General features: G+C 61.6%; 14 protein-coding genes. 2 read left to right on the top strand and 12 right to left on the bottom strand.

Features of this window, described 5'->3' with window-relative positions:
* Window positions 1–154: 154 nt before the first annotated feature.
* The 11 genes from EAH74_RS13075 to glgA form a co-directional block, all read right to left on the bottom strand.
* A complete protein-coding gene (locus EAH74_RS13075) occupies window positions 155–913 on the bottom strand; it encodes a PIG-L deacetylase family protein (protein WP_140678958.1) in 759 nt (252 codons plus the stop codon).
* Window positions 914–1,035: 122 nt separating this feature from the next.
* Window positions 1,036–1,695 (bottom strand): glycosyltransferase, encoded by a 660-nt coding sequence (locus EAH74_RS13070; RefSeq protein ID WP_140678956.1) that lies wholly within the window; start codon window positions 1,693–1,695, stop codon window positions 1,036–1,038.
* Window positions 1,692–2,291 (bottom strand): SAM-dependent methyltransferase, encoded by a 600-nt coding sequence (locus tag EAH74_RS13065; protein ID WP_140678955.1) that lies wholly within the window; start codon window positions 2,289–2,291, stop codon window positions 1,692–1,694. The genes EAH74_RS13070 and EAH74_RS13065 overlap by 4 nt, the downstream gene beginning before the upstream one ends.
* Window positions 2,288–3,046: a PIG-L deacetylase family protein gene (locus tag EAH74_RS13060; protein ID WP_140678954.1), complete on the bottom strand. Its 759-nt coding sequence runs from the start codon at window positions 3,044–3,046 to the stop codon at window positions 2,288–2,290. Before EAH74_RS13060 ends, EAH74_RS13065 begins: the two co-directional genes overlap by 4 nt.
* Complete coding sequence (locus EAH74_RS13055) at window positions 3,043–4,032, bottom strand: acyl-CoA dehydrogenase (RefSeq protein WP_140678953.1); 990 nt, start codon at window positions 4,030–4,032, stop codon at window positions 3,043–3,045. The genes EAH74_RS13060 and EAH74_RS13055 overlap by 4 nt, the downstream gene beginning before the upstream one ends.
* A 1-nt stretch (window position 4,033) precedes the next feature.
* Window positions 4,034–6,193, bottom strand: a complete 2,160-nt coding sequence (glgX, locus tag EAH74_RS13050; RefSeq protein ID WP_140678951.1) for a glycogen debranching protein GlgX — start codon at window positions 6,191–6,193, stop codon at window positions 4,034–4,036.
* 115 nt (window positions 6,194–6,308) lie between these two features.
* The gene (locus EAH74_RS13045; protein WP_140678949.1) at window positions 6,309–6,626 is read right to left on the bottom strand and encodes a DUF2934 domain-containing protein; all 318 of its coding nucleotides are present in this window, start codon (window positions 6,624–6,626) and stop codon (window positions 6,309–6,311) included.
* 21 nt (window positions 6,627–6,647) lie between these two features.
* Window positions 6,648–9,431 (bottom strand): malto-oligosyltrehalose synthase, encoded by a 2,784-nt coding sequence (locus EAH74_RS13040; RefSeq protein ID WP_140678947.1) that lies wholly within the window; start codon window positions 9,429–9,431, stop codon window positions 6,648–6,650.
* Entirely contained in the window at window positions 9,428–11,506 is a 2,079-nt protein-coding gene (malQ, locus tag EAH74_RS13035; RefSeq protein ID WP_140678945.1) for a 4-alpha-glucanotransferase, read from the bottom strand. The genes EAH74_RS13040 and malQ overlap by 4 nt, the downstream gene beginning before the upstream one ends.
* On the bottom strand, window positions 11,503–13,302 hold the full coding sequence (treZ, locus tag EAH74_RS13030) for a malto-oligosyltrehalose trehalohydrolase (protein ID WP_140678943.1): 1,800 nt from the start codon (window positions 13,300–13,302) through the stop codon (window positions 11,503–11,505). Before treZ ends, malQ begins: the two co-directional genes overlap by 4 nt.
* 13 nt (window positions 13,303–13,315) lie before the next feature.
* Complete coding sequence (glgA, locus tag EAH74_RS13025; protein WP_123364103.1) at window positions 13,316–14,902, bottom strand: glycogen synthase GlgA; 1,587 nt, start codon at window positions 14,900–14,902, stop codon at window positions 13,316–13,318.
* 561 nt (window positions 14,903–15,463) lie between these two features.
* Here glgA and EAH74_RS13020 point away from each other — a divergent pair.
* The gene (locus EAH74_RS13020) at window positions 15,464–16,276 is read left to right on the top strand and encodes a crotonase/enoyl-CoA hydratase family protein (RefSeq protein ID WP_140678941.1); all 813 of its coding nucleotides are present in this window, start codon (window positions 15,464–15,466) and stop codon (window positions 16,274–16,276) included.
* A 6-nt stretch (window positions 16,277–16,282) separates the two neighbouring features.
* Window positions 16,283–17,113 carry an NAD(+) diphosphatase gene (nudC, locus tag EAH74_RS13015; protein WP_123364101.1) on the top strand — a complete coding sequence of 277 codons (831 nt, stop codon included), beginning with the start codon at window positions 16,283–16,285 and terminating at the stop codon, window positions 17,111–17,113.
* Here the strand turns inward: nudC and EAH74_RS13010 are convergent.
* Complete coding sequence (locus tag EAH74_RS13010) at window positions 17,081–17,860, bottom strand: TSUP family transporter (protein ID WP_140678939.1); 780 nt, start codon at window positions 17,858–17,860, stop codon at window positions 17,081–17,083. The two genes, nudC and EAH74_RS13010, sit on opposite strands and share 33 nt — an antisense overlap.
* Window positions 17,861–17,930: the final 70 nt, after the last annotated feature.

The following is a 17,930-nucleotide window of genomic DNA, read 5'->3' as shown; positions in this document are numbered from 1 at the left end:
CAGGGCTGCTTATGTATGCGACTGATACAGCGGCGGGCAGTTCAGTGGGATTTGCGGTAGGTCTTTGTGAAGCAAAAAGATCGCAGCCTCCGGCAGCTCCTACAGGTGTACGCGGAACAGGTAGGAGCTGCCGGAGGCTGCGATCTTTTGATCTTCAGACGAAGACAATTTCATAAGGCAACCGTATCCGTTCCAGAAGCACCGGGGGCAGCAGCGGGGCGAGGCCGATGGCCGGCTCGCCGTCGAGCTGGCTGGCATAGGCGTGGGTGGCGTGGCTTTTGCGCGCGACGGTCCAGGTGTCCAGGCGAATCTTGCGCGCGCGATGCCACGGGATGAGCCCGCGATCACGCGTTGGCCAGTGCCAGGCCCAGACCGGTACTTCGTTGAACGCCGCCCCGACCATGGCCGCAGCCTTGACGCAGGCCCGGCCGACGGCGTCATGGTCGACAATGCCATCCTCGCGCCAGGTGCTGAACACCACATCCCCGGGGCGTAAATAACGGGCGATGAATTGAGTCATCTGAACTTCCCGTTCGGCCAGGGCGTTGTCGGTGAAGCCGCCACGAATCCATTTGAGGCTGTGCATCGGCAGCCCGAGCCGGCGCAAGGCTTCGAGGCTTTCCTGGGGGCGGAACACGCTCAAGCGTTTCTCCGACCACTGTTGCGAGCCCGGATGACTGGCGCTGCCGTCGGTCATCGAGATCAATTGCAGGGGATGACCCAATGCGCTGAGCAACTGCAGCAGGCCGCCGCAGGTCACGACTTCATCGCCGGGGTGTGGAGCAATCACCACGGCGCGTGCGCCGGCGGGGACCAGGGTCTGAGTGCTGATGACAGGAATGTTGTCCAGTTGCGGGGCGCTGTTCCAGATTTGTACTGGCAGGCTGGTTTCGTTGATGGAAACGGTTTTCATGGGGCTACGTCCTTGTTCTCGTTGATAGCAATGTGCAGCGCTCCAAACCCTGGATTGCCGCGAACAGAGTATTGCTCATGTCGCGCTATTCGTCGCCTCGATGTCCCATCCGGTACGTTTTTTTATCCGAGCTGCGCCATTTCCCGCAAGAAATCGCCAAATCCTCCCCGTGCGCGGCTGTCCAGTCGGGCACTGGTGAGCACCTGCGGACGCTGGCTCCAGGCAATATTCGCCCCGCAGCGCTCGAGTTGCCGCACCATTTGCACATCTTCGTCGCTGGCCAGCGGTGCGAAACCACCGGCACGCCGGTAAGCATCGGCACTGATGCCCAGGTTGGCACCATGGATATGCCGGTGTCCGTCGCGGGCCTGATAACGCTGGTGATAGCGAATCTGTGCTGACTCATCGAAGGCCGCGGTCCACTGATCGACCGTCACCGTGCCGCACACTGCGTCGGCACCGAGGTCCAGTTGCGCCACCAGCCAGTCCTTGGCGACCCGGCTGTCGGCGTCGGAGCAGGAAATCCAGCGCACCCCCTGATCCAGTAGAAACCGTGCACCGGCGGCGCGCGCCTGGCCGACATTACGCGCCTCGATCGCCAGGCTGTGCACTGGGTAACTGTCGACAATCTCTGAGGATCGGTCAGTGCAACTGTCGAGCACCACTAGCACCAGGACCGTTTCACCCCCCAGCCGTTCATGGCACGCGGCGCGCAGGGCGGCCCGTATACACTGCTCGATCAACTCTTCTTCGTTATGCGCCGGGATCAAAATGCCAATCATCGCAAGCCCTCCAGCGCGGCTACGGAGCGCGGTTCACGGCTCCAGAGTTCCAACAGGAAATCGGCCTCCTGATGCAGGACCAGGCGCGGCAAGTGCAACTGTTCGTGAAGCAGGTCATGGACCTGTCGGGCATTGAGCGGGCAGCCATCGATCGGTGGGCGCCAGTGGCAAGCCAGGAGCTGGCCGTCGGCAGTCAGTGACCGGGCGGCGTGTTCGATCAGGCACTTGAGGTCTTCGGCATCCAGGTAATAGCCGACTTCGCTGAGCACGATCAGGTCAAACTGCTCGTTGGGCCAATCGCCCGGCAGGCGGCTTTGGCGGACTTCGGCGTGATCGAACAGGCTCAGGCGAGTCCGGGCCAGCGCCACGGCGGCGGCTGCCGTATCGCAACACAACAGGCGATCGCAGCGCGTGGCCAGATCAGCGCTCAGTTCCCCGTTGGCGCAACCGGGTTCGAAGATCGCGCGGTAGTGCGGTCGGGGCAGCGCGGCCAGCGTTATGGCGCGTTTGCGCTGTTCGTACCAGCGCTGACGGAACGCCCAGGGATCGTCGTTGCCGGCGAACAAACCGTCGAAATAGCGATCCTCGACGCTCATACAAACACCACTTCAAACGGTTGCAGTAACCGGTCCAGCACATACGGTGCCAGCACCGGTGGCAAGCCGGTTTTCGGGTCGCCCTCCAGCTGGCTGGCGAAGGCATGAATGGCGTGACGTTTACGCGCCACCAGCGCCGGGGCCAACAGAATCTTTCGCGCCCGGTGCCAAGGCACGAAACTGTCTTCGGGGGTTGCCCAGTGCCAGGTCCAGACGGGCAGCTCATGCAGCGCAGCACCGACCCGTTTCGCCGCTTCGGCACTGGCGCGACCCACAGCTTCGTGATCGCAATGGCCGTCTTCACGCCACGTGGTAAACACCACATCGTTGGGCCGCAGATGACGTTCGATGAACTCGCACAACTCGGCTTCCCGTGCCGCCACCTGACTGTCGGCGAAGCCACCGCGCAGCCATTTCAGGCTGTGCAACGGCAGGCCGAGACGGCGCAAGGCCTGGGCCGATTCCTGCGGGCGGACCACGCTCAGGCGTTCCACCGGCCAGCGCTCGGAACCGGGATGGCTGGCACTGCCATCAGTGACTGAGATCAGTTGCAGCGGCCGGCCAGCTGCGGCGAGCAATTGCAGGAAGCCGCCGCAACCCAGCACTTCGTCATCCGGATGGGGGGCGATGATCACGGCGCGCGAGCCTTCCGGCACCAGCGTCAGGATGTCGGTCACCGGCAACTGCGCCAGATGGCTTGAGGTTTGCCATAAATGCAGAGGTGTTCCCTGGCCGACAATCGGGTTGGTTTTCATAACATCCATGTCTCCGTCAGAACCTGTTGCCCAAGCGCGGCGAGATCCCGTTCGGCGTGGCTTTGGCGCAGGAATACCGGCAGGTCGGCGATCAGTCGGGCGAACTGCCGATCTTTGCAATAGGGGCCGGCACCGAGTGCGTGGCCGACGTGCAGCATGACCTGTTCGGCGGCGTGTTCCACCACCGCCCGGGCGCGCCGGGCCAGCAGTTCGGTGTCGTCCAGCGGAGCGGCGTCGATCATCAATGCGCTGACCCGCAATACCTCGGCGGCCGCATGCAGTGCACTGTCGACCGCGCCCAGGTGGGCGAGGGCGTGGGGTTCTTCACGTTGAGCGCAATGGCTGCGCAGGCGTTCGGCGATGCTCTGTGCCGCGCCGTACCAGCAAGCGGCAATGCCGATTCCGCCTTGCCAGAAGCCGGGACGTTGCAGGTAATCGCCGGGGTTGCCAATGGCTTGTGCTTCGGCGCCTTCGAACAGCACCTCGACGCTGCCAGTGGCACCCATTCCGACGGCTTGCCAGCCCTGATCCGTAACGGTCACGCCGGGTTGATCCAGCGCCACCGCAACCAATTGCTGCCGGTCGTGATGATCCCATGCCGTGAGCAACGCATGACTCAACACCGTTGCGCCCGAGCACCAGGCCTTGCGCCCGTTCAGTGCGACCATATGCCCCTGCGGACGGACGCGCACCCGCGCTTGTGGTGGTTCGGCAGCCCACATGCCCCACGTGCTGCCAGGCGTAGGCGAGCCACCCAGTTGCTGGATGATCGCCAGGGCATCGGTATGGCCCTCGTACAACTTGCACAACCCCAGATTATGAGCGCCGACCTCGGCCAGACGCTGAAACCGCTCCAGTGTCTGGCCACCGCCGGGCAGCGGAAGCTGATCCAGCCCCGCCTCCACCAACGCTCGCAGGCACCGCCCTAACGCTTGAGTGTCGGCGAAATCCGCGGGCTGATGCTGGAGAAATCCCTGAAGGTCCATTTCACTCTTCTTCCTCACGCTGCAACTCAAACAGCAGCAGCGAACGGCCAGTGACCGAATATTCGCGACCGAACTCGAAGCGTTCCTGGCCCCGGATCGACGGTTGATTGGTGTCGATCATGCAGGTCCAAAAACCGCCGTCGGGCACTTCCGGAAGCAGGAAATTGACGATGTCGTGATGCGCGTTGACCACCAACAGCAAGGTGGCGTCGGCGCCTTTGCGGCGGATACCGGTTTCCTGGGCGCGGCCATCCATCAGCATGCCGAGGCAGCGGCCATGGCCTTCCTCCCATTGTTCGATGGACATTTCGCTGCCATCCGGCGCGAGCCAGGTGACGTCCTTGACGCCGATGTCCTCGTTGTAATTGCCCACCAGGAACCGGCCGCGACGCAGGATCGGGTAGGCCAGGCGCAACTTGATCAGCCGTTTAACAAACTTGAGCAGGGCCTTGCCGTCTTCGCTCAGGTCCCAATTGACCCAACCGATCTCGCTGTCCTGGCAATAGGCGTTGTTGTTGCCTTCCTGGGTGCGGGCGAATTCGTCGCCGGCCACCAGCATCGGCGTGCCTTGGGACAGCAGCAGCGTGGCAAAGAAATTGCGCATCTGGCGCTGACGCAGCTCATTGATCTCGGGATCGTCGGTCGGGCCTTCGACGCCATGGTTCCAGGACAGGTTGTTGTTGCTGCCGTCCTGATTGTTCTCGTCGTTGGCTTCGTTGTGTTTGTCGTTGTACGACACCAGGTCGTTCAGGGTGAAACCGTCGTGGGCGGTGACGAAGTTCACCGAAGCGTACGGCCGCCGGCCACGCTGATTGAACATCTCGCCGGAGGCGGTCATGCGACTGGCGAAGTCCGCCAGTTGGCCATCGTCACCTTTCCAGAACGCACGCACGGTGTCGCGGAATTTGTCATTCCACTCGACCCAGCCTGGCGGAAAGTTACCGACCTGATAGCCACCAGGGCCGCAATCCCAGGCTTCTGCAATCATCTTCACCTGGCGCAATACCGGGTCCTGACGGCAGGCCACAAGAAAGCTGTGACGTTCGTCGAAGCCATCGTGGTAGCGCCCGAGAATGGTTGCCAGGTCGAAGCGGAAACCGTCGACGTGCATTTCCGAAGCCCAGTAGCGCAGGGAGTCGGTGACCATTTGCAGCACGCACGGGTGACTCAGGTCCAGGGTGTTGCCGGTGCCGGAATCGTTGATGTAGAAACGCTTGTCTTCGGGCATCAAGCGGTAGTAGGAGGCGTTGTCGATGCCGCGCATCGACAGGGTCGGGCCTTGTTCGTTGCCCTCGGCGGTGTGGTTGTAGACCACGTCGAGGATCACTTCAAGATTGGCTTCGTGCAGGTGCGCGACCATCTCCTTGAACTCGGCGATCTTGCCGCTGGCCAGGTAACGCGGGTCGGGGGCGAAGAACGCGATGCTGTTGTAGCCCCAGTAATTGGTCATGCCTTTGTGCAACAGATGCTGGTCGTTGACGAAGGCATGAATCGGCAGCAATTCCACGGTCGACACGCCGAGCTTGCGGATGTGTTCCAGCACGTCATCGACCATCAACCCGGCGAAGGTGCCGCGCACATTCTCGGGGACGGAGGGGTGACGCATGCTGATACCGCGCACGTGAGTCTCATAAATGATGGTCTTGTCCCACGGCACGCTGACCCGATGGTCGTGACCCCAGGTGTGGGCGGGGTCGATCACCTTGCACTTGGGCACGAACGGGGCGCTGTCGCGCTCATCGAAACTGAGGTCGGCGTCGGGGTGGCCGATGGTGTAGCCGAACAGCGCTTCGGACCATTTCAATTGGCCGACCAGTTGTTTGGCGTAGGGGTCGATCAGTAACTTGTTGTGGTTGAAGCGATGACCGTTGGCCGGGTCGTACGGGCCATAGACACGGTAGCCGTAGATCATCCCCGGATGCGCGTCGGGCAGGTAGCCGTGGTAGATCTCGTCGGTGTATTCCGGCAGCTCGATGCGTTCCAGTTCGACCTCGCCGGCATCATCGAAGATGCACAGCTCGACCTTGGTGGCATTGGCGGAAAACAAGGCGAAGTTGACCCCTAGGCCATCCCAGTTCGCGCCCAGCGGGAAGGGCAAGCCTTCACGGATTCGCGAGGCCTCGACGAGAGGTTCTGGCGCGGCTTTTTTTGGACTGGTCATTGGTGCTCCTGCAAAGGGGGGGATAGTTCTTGGCTCTGGTTTTTTTTGAGGGCGAGCGAGCCCTCGGTGGCGAGAAGGCTCGCCACGAGGTCAATCAGGACAAAAGTGAGAGGCGTCAGACAGCGGGCGGTTTACGCGCTGCTCGAGGCTTTTTCTCGTTGGCTTTTTCGCCCGGCGGGATGACCTTGGAGGCAGCGGCGGGCTTGGCTTTGGTTTTTGGCTCCGCCGCCTTGCCATTGGGTTTGCTGGCAGGGGCCTTGGTGCCGGCGGTTTTGCTGCCAGCCGCTTTTGCCGATTTGCTCGGTGCCAAGGCTTCGGCTTCAGCCAGTTTGCGGGCCATCTCCCAGTGGCGAGCGTCCTGGCCCTCGGGTTTTCCTTCCGATTCCCAGATCTGATAGGCGAATTCGCGGATGCGTTTATCGTTAGTGCTCATCGCAATGCTCCTGAACTGAACTCAAGGGGTAGTTTGGATAAAAACATTGATTGGGAAATCCCCTAGCGCGGCGCTGATGTTCAGCTCCCTTTGGGGTGTGACTGCTGTGCTTGAAAAAAGTCCCTTCAAATTTTCATCAGGGACGGTGAACGGTAATTTGACCCGTGTATCGCCCCACAGCGGCGCGTCAATCCGGGGTTCGGCACTGTTTTTCAGCAGTTCGGCGCAGCGTATCGGCACGATCACGATGGCGTGTTTTCCTTCCAGCGAGCGAGCAAATGCGAGCACCCGGTGAGCCTGGCTGCCGACGACTTCAAGGGCTTGATACGTCCCTCGCCGAAACAGCTCGGTGTGCTCGAGCCGCAGGTTCAACACCTGAGCGATCAGCGCTTGTTTAATGCGCCCGTCCCGCCAGTCAGCCAACAGCTCGGGCAGTGCCGATGGCGTCTGCATCGATTGCTGACGGCTGGCGTAATCCACCGGCCGGCGGTTGTCCGGATCGACCAGCGAGAAGTCCCAGTACTCGTTGCCCTGATAAAGATCTGGCACCCCCGGCACGGTCATGCGCAGTAAGGTTTGCGCCAACCCATTGAGTGCGCCGGGGACGGCGATGCTCTTGGCTGCTTTGCTGAGGGCAACGCGTAGCAGTTCACCTTCGGGGCTCAGAAGCAGACGTTGCAGGAATTGCTGAACCGCTTGTTCGTAAGCCTCGTTCGGCGCGCTCCAGCTGCTTTGCAACTTGGCTTCGCGCAAGGCTTTCTGTTGCCACTGCCACACCCGTTGAGTGTAGTTCTCCAGCGCTGCTTGATCGTCACTGCGCAAATCCAGCGGCCAGCTGCCGAGGATCGCTTGATAGAGGATCAACTCATCGCCCGCAGTCGGCATCTGGTCGTCGTCGCGCAGGGGGCGGGCTAGGGTCCGCCAGAGCGGGACTTGCTCGGCGTACCAGGCACTGCGCTCGCTCAGCACCGCCAGGCGCGCGCGGGTGTCTTCGCCGCGTTTGTGGTCGTGGGTCGCGGTGGCCAGCAAATTATCGGGGAACTCGTCGAGACGGTTGACGCAAGCCGCATGGAAATCGGCCACCGGCGCGCTGAACTGTTCGGTGCTGAAGCCCACGTCATTGCGCGACAACAATGTCGCCGAGCGATAGAACGCGGTGTCTTCCACGGCCTTCGCCGCCGCCGGGGAAGTCAGTTGCTGAAAACGCACACAGGCATGCTTGAGCATCTTGCGCGGCCGGCCCAACGGGCGTTTGCGCCATGATTCACCACCGAGCCAGCGGGCCAGGCAATCGAGCACTGGCCAGTCGGCCTCGCCGAGGGTTTGCCTGGCACCGTCCATGGCTTGCTGGAAAAACACATCGTCTTCAGCCGACCGCCCACGGGGGCTGATGTAGGTGCGGTACACCGGGAAATGCACGATCAGTTCCTGCAACGCCCGACGAATCGCGCCCAGGGTCAGGTCGCGGGTCATCAGGTCGTCCCGTGCCACTTGCAACAGGGCCTGGGCGACGCTTTCGAAGTCTCCGGCGAGGGAGCCGTTGAGGATCTGCTGGCGGGCCAGTTGCGCTTCCTGATTGAAATCGACGGGCCGTTCGCTGTAACGATTCCACAGTTCGGCCAAAGTGTCGGCGCCTTCGGGTGCGTGTTGCAGCAGCGACAACTGATTCATGAACTCGTAACCGGTGGTGCCATCCACCGACCAGTCACGGTGCAGGGTTTCACCTTCGCCGAGGATCTTCTCGACGTAGATCGGCAGGTGCCGATCCGGCGACAGGCTGTCAACACGCCGCCGCAGTTTGCGGCAGTAACCCCGAGGGTCGGCGAGGCCGTCGATGTGGTCGATGCGCAGACCGTCAACCAGGCCTTCGGCAACCAGCTCGAAGATTTTCGCGTGGGTGGCTTCGAACACGGCCGGGCGTTCGACCCGCAGGCCGCCCAGTTCGTTGATATCGAAAAAACGCCGCCAGTTGATGTCATCTGCCGCCGTGCGCCAACTGGCCAGGCGATAGCTTTGCTGTTCAAGCAACTGGTGCAGGCGCTGGAAACCTTCGGTGGTGAGCGAGTCGTAAGCGCTGAGGTTTTGCTGGATGGCCTGCAGAATTGCCGGATCGCTGGCCAGTTCACGCAACTCTGTTTTAAGCGGCATCGCCAGACTGTGGGCGTCGGTCTGGTAGCTCAAGGTGCTGAAACGGTCTGCCAGCGACTTGAGCGATTCGGCGCTCAGCGGGTCATCGGTTCTGAGCAGTTCGCCGTAATGGGTCGGGCAGATCGGGAAGTGATGCTCATAGTGCTCGACATAAAACGCGCCCTTGTGCGCATCGAAGCGCAGGGGCAGGGTGCCGTCCTGCAAGGCGATGCCGTAGTCGCTGCCGAGGAAGGGCAACAGCAACTGGCCTTCCATCAACGGGTCGGGCGAATGCCACTGGATATCGAAGAACTCGCCGTAAGGACTCAGGCGTCCCCATTCCAGCAAATCCTGCCACCAGGGATTATCGTCACCGCCGACGGCCATGTGGTTGGAGACGACGTCGAGGATCAGTCCCATGTTCAGCTTGCGCAATGCGCTGACCAAACGCCGCAGCGCCGCTTCGCCGCCCAGCTCCGGGTTGACCGTGGTCGGGTCCACCACGTCGTAGCCATGCATGGAACCGGCGCGAGCACTCAGTAGCGGTGACGCATACACATGGCTGATGCCGAGGCTGGCGAAGTACGGCACCAGCGGCACCGCGTCGTCCAGCGTGAAGTCTTTATGGAACTGCAGCCGCAGGGTGGCCCGTAGCGGTTGGATAAGCGTTTGCTTCATTGGTCACGCTCGGCCGCCTGAAGCCGCGCACAGGCGAGCAGTTCCAGGCGCCGGGCGGCGTCCGGGTCATCGAGCAAGGTTTCACTGTCGCCCGGCAGGCGTCGGGACCAGTTGGGGTGTGTGTCGGTGGTGCCGGGCAAGTTGGCTTGCTGCTCGATGCCCAGGGCATCTTCCAGCGGCAGCAACACCAGCGGCGCACGGGTATGACCGAGGAAACGTATCGCGGCGTCGAGCACCTGATCGGTTTCGTGGGACTCTTCGCGAAAGTTCTGCGGGTCCTCGCTCAACACCCGACGCAGGCCTTCACGCTCGCGTTCACGGTGGTGGCGCCATTCGATTTCACCCGGGGCGTCGACCAGACCCAGACGGGCGTTCCAGTCGATATCGCGGCCATGCCACCACCCATTGAGCGTCGGCAGGTCATGGGTGCTCGTGGTGGCGAGAGCGTTGTCCGGCCAGTCGAGAATCGGTTTGAAGTGGGCGTTGTCCTGTTCGAACAGCAGCACGCGCATGCCGAGGATCGAGCGGGCGATGAGCTTTTCTCGCAGACCATCCGCTACGGTGCCGAGGTCTTCACCGAGGACGATGGCTTGATGACGATGGGACTCGAGGGTCAGCAAACGCAGCAGGTCGTCCACCGGGTAATAGAGGTAGGCGCCGTCGGCGGGTGACGCGTCATTGGGGATCACCCACAGCCGTTGCAGGCCCATGACGTGATCGATGCGCAGGCCACCGGCGTGGGCAAAATTGGCGCGGAGCATTTCGATGAATGCACGAAAGCCGTTGCGCACCAGACCTTCGGGAGAGAACGCGGAAATCCCCCAGCCCTGACCGGTGCGGTTGAGAATGTCCGGTGGTGCACCCACGGTCAGCGAGGCGAGCAATTCGTCCTGACGACTCCAGGCCTGACTGCCACCGCCATCGGCACCCACCGCCAGATCGGCGATCAGGCCAATGCTCATGCCGGCGCTGCGAGCGGCGGTTTGTGCGCGTTCCAGGCAGCGTGTGATCAGCCATTGGCAGAAGGCAAAGAATCCGATGCGCCCGGCGTTTTCTTCGGCGAATTCGGCGAGGGCCGCGCTGCGCGGGTTTTGCCATTGCTCGGGCCAATGCCGCCAGTCGAGACTTTCACCCTTGGCGGCGCGGGCTTCTTGAATGGCTTCAAAGCGGCAGTGGTTTTCCAGGGCTTCGCCAGCGGCGTGGCGGAAGCTGCTGAAGTCGGCATGCAACGGGTGTTCGCCCTGCACAAAGCCTTCGTACAACGCCTGCAACAGACGATGTTTGGCTTCGGCCGCTACCGGCCAATCAATCAACGGCGAGGCTTCAAGATGCTTGAGTTCTGCCGCCAGGCCTGTGGCATCAATCGCCGTACGCAACGCTCGATCACCCAGGATGGCGCCCGGTGCGGCATACAAGCTGTTGAGAAACAAACGGCTGGAAGGCGAGTACGGGCTGTAACGCTGGGTGTCGCTGCCGAACATTGCATGCAGCGGACTGATCGCCAGCGCTTCGGCACCGCGTTCGCCGGCGACTCGGGCAAGGTCTTCCAGCGCCTGGGTATCGCCGAAACCGCCATCACCCGGACGACGCAACGAGTACAGCTGCACGCTCAGGCCCCAGGCGCGCGGAATCGGGCTGTCGACGGCATCGCCGACGCTGTAGCAGCGAGCCGGTGCAACGGCCAGCGTAAATTCCTGTCCGTCGATGCTGACGTGTTGATAACCGACCGGGATCAGGCCGGGGAGAATCGCCTCGGCATCCAGTTTCAAATGAAGTCGCGAGCCATCTTCAAGGTGGATTTCGCACGGTGTTTCGGGCTCAAAGTAATGCGCCAGGCTGAGGCCGACACCGAAGTCTGCGGTCAGCAGCGGCGGCAGGTGTCGGGTCTGTTGCACCTGTTGCAGTTCCAGCAGGCTGGCGTCGATTTCCTGAGCGCTGCCGGCCGGGTGGCCGAGTCCGGTGAGGACGTTGCGTAGCACTGATGGAGCGACTTTCTGTGGGCGGCCGTTGGCGTCGATCCAGTCGACTGCCAGGCCAGCTCGGCTGGCCAGTATTTCCAGTTGCGCATCGCTCATTGGCGCTCTCCATCCGGGGGTAGCAAAGGGGCTGCGGCCGTGAGGCTGACTAACGCGCAATACGGGGCAAGTGTGCCCTGATCCAACAGACCGGCTGACTGTGGCGGGTATTCGAACAACAACAACGAAGCGTCGGTCTGTGGGGAGTGGACCACAGGTGTGTCGCTGAGGTTCAGGTCAATGCGCAGCTGACTGCCATCGCCCAGTCGCCAGCGCGCCGTTACTGCGCCTGTGGCCAGCACCTCGGCGCCCAGTGCTTGAGCACCGGGCAGGCGGGGAATGATCTGCTGATGGCGGATCTGCAACAGTTGGCGATACAGGTCGTGCATGGCGGACTGTCGGGTTGATGTCAGCTCGGGGCGTGAAGCCTCGAAGGTCTGGCGCGCGTTCGGGTCGGGAATCTGCTCGCGTTTGTGCGGATCAGCAAACGCGCTGAAGGCGGCAAACTCGTTACGTCGTCCCTCGCGCACCAGCTCCGCGAGTTCACCGTGATGGCTGGTGAAGAACAGGAACGGTTGCTCGGCGGCGAACTCGTCGCCCATGAACATCAGCGGGATCATCGGTGACAACAGCAGTAAAGCGGTGGCCGCCTTGAGCGCGTCGGGGTTGGCCAGTTGATGCAATCGTTCGCCCAAGGCGCGGTTGCCGATCTGGTCGTGGTTTTGCAGAAACAGCACGAAAGCACTGGGCGGCAAGTGACCGCTGGGCTCACCGCGGGTTGTACCGTGGCGGGTCACGTGGCCCTGAAACACAAAACCCTGGCTCAGGCAGCGAGCCAGTTGTTCAGTCGGGTTTTGCGCGTAGTCGGCGTAATAGGCGTCGGTTTCGCCGGTCAGCAGCACGTGCAAGGCATTGTGGCCGTCGTCGTTCCACTGCGCGTCGAAGCCTTCTTCCAGCAGACTGGCCTGGTTGTGTTCGTTCTCAACGGTCAGCCACACATGCCTGCCCGGATCGGTTTGCTGGCGAACCTTTTGCGCCAGTTCCTGAAGAAAGTCTGGATCTTCGATGGCGTGTACCGCGTCCAGGCGCAAACCATCGAAGCGGTACTCCAGCAACCACATCAACGCATTGTCGATGAAGAAGTCCCGCACCTCGCGCCGCCGGAAGTCGATGGCCGCACCCCAGGGGGTGTGCTTGTCTTCGCGGAAGAAGCCCTTGGCGTAGCGATGCAGGTAATTGCCGTCCGGGCCGAAGTGGTTGTAGACCACGTCGAGAATCACCGCCAGGCCATGGCCGTGGGCGGTGTCGATCAGGTGTTTGAGTTGTTCGGGAGTGCCGTAGGAGGCTTGGGGCGCGTAGGGCAGAACCCCGTCGTAACCCCAATTGCGATCACCGGGGAATTGCGCCAGCGGCATCAATTCGATCGCGCTGATGCCCAGCTCCACGAGGCGCACCAGGTGCTGCTCGACTTCGCTGAAGCCGCCGAGCGCACCGACGTGCAATTCGTAGATCACCGCCTCATTCCACGGCCGCCCGAGCCAGGCGCTGTGTTGCCATTGATACGCAAGCGGATCGACCACCACGCTGTGGCGGTCAATATCGCCGGCCTGTGCGCGGGAGGCCGGGTCGGGCACCTCCAGCTCACCGTCGATGTTGTAGCGGTAACGCGTGCCGGCGGGGCAGCGGGTGTTGATCACGAACCAGCCATCTGCCTGGGGCAGGAGTGGCAAGGACTGTCCATCTTCCAGTTCGACACTGACGTAAAACGCATCTGGCGCCCACAAGGCAAAACGCGTGTGCTCTGCGTCCAGCATGACTGCGCCGTGGGGCCAGGTCTCAAGGGTCCGTAACGGCATCTTTGAAAACCTCTTAATGTTTGCCCGATTTACCCAGCGCCTTGGTCACCAGTTTTTCGTAGAGTTCGGCGTACGGTTCGACCGCCTTGCACCAGTTGAAAGGCGCGGCCATGGCCCGGCAGCGCATGGCATTGAGCAGGTCGGGGAAGGCAAAAACCTTGAAGGCCCGGCTCAGGGCTTCCTCGTAACTTTCGGCCGTGGATTCGTCGAACAGAAAACCGGTCACGCCGTTTTCAATGGTGTCGGCCAAACCCCCGGTGTTGCGTGCCACCGGCAACGAACCGAAGCGCTGAGCGTACATCTGGCTCAGCCCGCAAGGCTCGTAACGCGAAGGCATCAGCAGGAAGTCACTGCCGGCGAACATGCGACGGGCGTCGGTCTCGTTGAAACCGATGCGCACGCCGATCTGGCCTGGAAAGCGCAGGGCCAGTTCACGCATGGCTTGTTCTTCTTCCGGCTCGCCACGACCGATGATCGCGATCTGCCCGCCAGACTTGACGATGTACTCGGAGACGGCTTCGGTCAGGTCCAGGCCTTTCTGATAGACCAGTCGCGAAACCACGGCGAACAGCGGACCGTCGGAATCTTCCAGGCCGAACAGGTCACGCACGTGGGCGGCGTTGACCGCTTTGCCTTCCCAATCGCCAATTTTGAAGGGGCAGAACAGGTGCGGGTCGGTGGCGGCGTCCCAGCTTTCATCGATGCCGTTGGGAATACCACTGAGCAGACCTTGCTGGGTCTTGGCGGAAAGAAAACCGTCGAGACCGCAGCCGAAGGCCGGGGTGGTGATTTCCTGGGCATAGGTGGCGCTGACGGTGGTGATGTGGCTCGAATAAGCCATGCCGGCCTTGAGGAACGACATCTTGCCGTAGAACTCCATGCCTTCCTGTTGCAAGGCATGCAGGGGAATACCCAGTTCCGGGCACGAGCCAAGACTGGTTACGCCCTGGTAGGCGAGGTTATGAATGGTGAACAGCGTCGGGGTACGTTGTCCACGCCAGTGCATGTAAGCGGGCGCCAGACCGGCAGGCCAGTCATGGGCGTGCACCAGGTCCGGGCACCAGTGAATTTGTGCAAGATTGGCGGCGATGTCGGCGGCTGCCAGGCCCAGGCGGGCGAAACGGATGTGATTGTCCGGCCAGTCGCGGCCGTTGTTGGCGCCGTAAGGCGAACCCTCGCGCTCGTAGAGCTCGGGGCAGATCAACACATAAATGACCAGACCGTCGGGCATGTCCATGCGCCCGATCTTGCAGGGAGGCAAGGCGGCGTGACCACCGAGTTCACCAATGATATGAATCGGGTTTTCGCTGTGCAGCACTTGCGGGTAACCGGGGATCAACACTCGTACATCGTGCAAGTGAGCCATGGCTCGCGGCAGCGCTGCGGAAACGTCGCCCAGACCACCGGTTTTCACCAGATCGGCGATCTCCGAGGTGACGAACAGCACTTTCTTCTTGTTGGGATTCTGACTGGCCACCGGTGCCAGCGTCTTGGTGCCGGGGACGCTGATCGATTGGTGACTGGGGGCGCTCACGGCGCTCGTTTCGCCGACCTGCTGATGAGCACGTTCTCCCTGAATATCTAAAGCCGCACTGATCATATGAATCTCCCGTGTTGTTGATCTAATTCTTAGGTCTGGCACAAACGGTGTTTCGTGGCCAATTCCTGTGGCCGGGCGCAAACGCGCTACGCATCGGTGAGCAAGGGCTTCCAATACGATGAAGCAGAATGGCTGTAGAGATCGTTGCAAGGATTGCACCAGTCGCAACGCACCTCCCTTTAACCTGACCCGTCACGACCGGCAAAAGTTTCGACTTTCTTTCCGCTTTGTGACCGGCCGGTTTCGACCCGCGGAACTGAGTCTAGGCCAGAACTTAGAGCGGGGGAGGCCAGATGGCAAAATTGTTCGACAATCGGTTTAAAGAGGTACGGACGTACCGCTTGGAGGGAGGAACGCACCGACGAAGGGCATGTTTTTTTACCTTTTTGCCTCAAAAAATATTCGAGATGTCACATGAATGTGCGAAGCGGGGCAATGCTCGCGCACTGTTATGGTGCGCGGCTGGCAAGTCCCGTCTTTGGCTTAACCGCTGCCTTACGGCCGGCCCTGATGCCTTGGTATAGTTCGGGCCTCATTTTTTGCCGGTAAAGGATCACTGCCATGTCTCAGTACACTGCGTTCACCGTCGAACTGGCCGATAAAATCGCCCATGTGCAGATCCACCGGCCGGAAAAGATCAATTCGATGAATGCCGCGTTCTGGAGCGAGATCATCGAGATTTTCCAGTGGGTCGACGACACCGACGAAGTCCGGGTGGTGGTGCTCAGTGGTGCGGGTAAGCACTTTTCTTCTGGCATCGACCTGATGATGCTGGCCGGCGTGGCCAATGAACTGGGCAAGGACGTGGGGCGCAACGCGCGCCTGCTGCGCCGCAAGATCCTCGCCCTGCAAGCGTCATTCAATGCCGTCGACAATTGCCGCAAGCCGGTACTGGCTGCGGTTCAGGGTTATTGTCTGGGGGGCGCCATTGATTTGATTTCGGCTTGCGACATGCGTTACGCCGCCGAAGATGCGCAATTCTCGATCAAGGAAATCGACATCGGCATGGCGGCCGACGTTGGCACTTTGCAACGCTTGCCGCGGATCATCGGTGACGGCATGCTGCGTGAACTGGCTTACACTGGTCGCACGTTTGGTGCCGAAGAAGCGCGTGACATGGGCCTGGTCAATCGCGTTTACAGCGACACCGCCAGCCTGCTCGACGGTGTCATGGGCATAGCCCGCGAGATCGCCAGCAAGTCACCGATTGCGATCACCGGCACCAAAGAGATGATCAGCTACATGCGCGACCATCGCATCGATGACGGCCTCGAATACGTCGCCACCTGGAACGCCGCCATGCTGCAATCCACCGATCTGCGCGTGGCCATGGCCGCCCATATGAGCAAACAGAAACCCGAATTTCTGGACTGATTAAAAATGACTTCACGCTGGACCACTGCAGTACTGGACACCGACCAACCCGGCGGCTGGGCGGTAGCGCGCAGCCCCGAAGGCTTTTTGTTCGATGACAATGGCGCGCTGTTCCCGCGTGAATGGCTCAAGCGTCAGGACCTGTCGATCCTTGCCGAACATGGCATCGGTCACCTGGACGGCGAACCGGTCTATTTGCTGGAGCTGCGCAGTCACAGCGACGTGCCGGGCTGCAACTGGAAGGGGCTACGGGCTTTCATGCTCGAAGGCGACCATACGGTTTACAAGGTGCTCGGTTATGCCGCGCAAATCGGCACCTGGGCCCGCGAACACCGCTTTTGCGGTAACTGCGGGCAGGCGATGACCCAGGTGACCCGGGAACGGGCGATGTATTGCGAGCCGTGTGATTTACGCAGCTACCCGCGCATTTCGCCGAGCATGATCGTACTGGTAACCCGGGGCGATGAAGTCCTGCTGGCGCGTTCGCCGCGCTTTGTCACCGGGGTCTACAGCACGTTGGCAGGGTTTGCCGAACCGGGCGAGTCCGCCGAAGACTGCCTGATTCGCGAGGTCCGTGAAGAAGTGCAGATCGAGGTCAAGAACATCCAGTACATGGGCAGCCAGTGCTGGCCGTTCCCGCATTCGATGATGCTGGGTTTCCATGCCGAATACGCCGGTGGCGAGATTGTGTGCCAGGAAGACGAGATCGAAGACGCCCAGTGGTTCAACGTTCATGAGCTGCCGCCGTTGCCGGCGTCAAAATCGATTGCCCGTTACCTGATCGACGTCTATGTAGCGCGGCGCTTAGGCCACGCTGAACCAGTGTTGCCAGGCTAACCGCACGGTCAAGCCCAGTACCACGGTGATGAACACCGGGCGAATGAACTTCGCACCGCCGCTGATGGCGGTGCGAGCCCCGAAAAACGCCCCGACCATCACCGACAGGCCCATGCTCAGGCCGATGATCCAGTCCACCTGCCCGGAAAACACGAACACCGACAACGCCGCAATGTTGCTGACGAAGTTCATGCTGCGCGCCACACCGCTGGCCTTCACCAGGTCGATGGGGTACATCAGCATCGTGCTGACGGTCCAGAACGCACCCGTGCCGGGACCGGCCACGCCGTCGTAAAAACCCAGGCCGAAGCCTTGGGTCGATTGCCACTTTTTCTTGATCGGTGCGTCGCTGTCCAGCGGTGCTTTCGGCGTGCCGCCAAACAACAGATAGACGCCGCAGCCGAAAACGATCACCGGGAGCATCTTGTTCAGCCATTCGGCCGGCAGGTAGTGAGCGACCACAGCACCGGTCAACGCGCCCACCAGCGTGCCGACAATGGCGTGCATCCATTGCTTGGGATGGAACAGCTTGCGTCGGTAGAAGGTGAAACTGGCGGTGGCCGAGCCAAACGTCGAACTGAGTTTGTTGGTGCCCAACACCAGATGCGGCGGCAGGCCAGCGGTCAGCAGCGCCGGGGTGGTCAACAGACCGCCGCCGCCGGCAATGGCGTCGATGAAACCGGCAATGAAAGCGACGAGGGCCAGAATGGCCAGGGTGGTGAGGTCAACACTGAGTTCGAAAGGCATGGAATCGGCTTATTCGGCGGGGTGCAGAACGGGGCTGCGGGGAAGGGCCGATATCTTACCTATATCCAAC

Source organism: Pseudomonas mandelii (assembly GCF_006438925.1).
Lineage (GTDB): Bacteria > Pseudomonadota > Gammaproteobacteria > Pseudomonadales > Pseudomonadaceae > Aquipseudomonas > Aquipseudomonas mandelii_C.
Note: the sequence above shows the minus strand (reverse complement) of the source record. Positions and strands in the feature narration are given on the sequence as shown.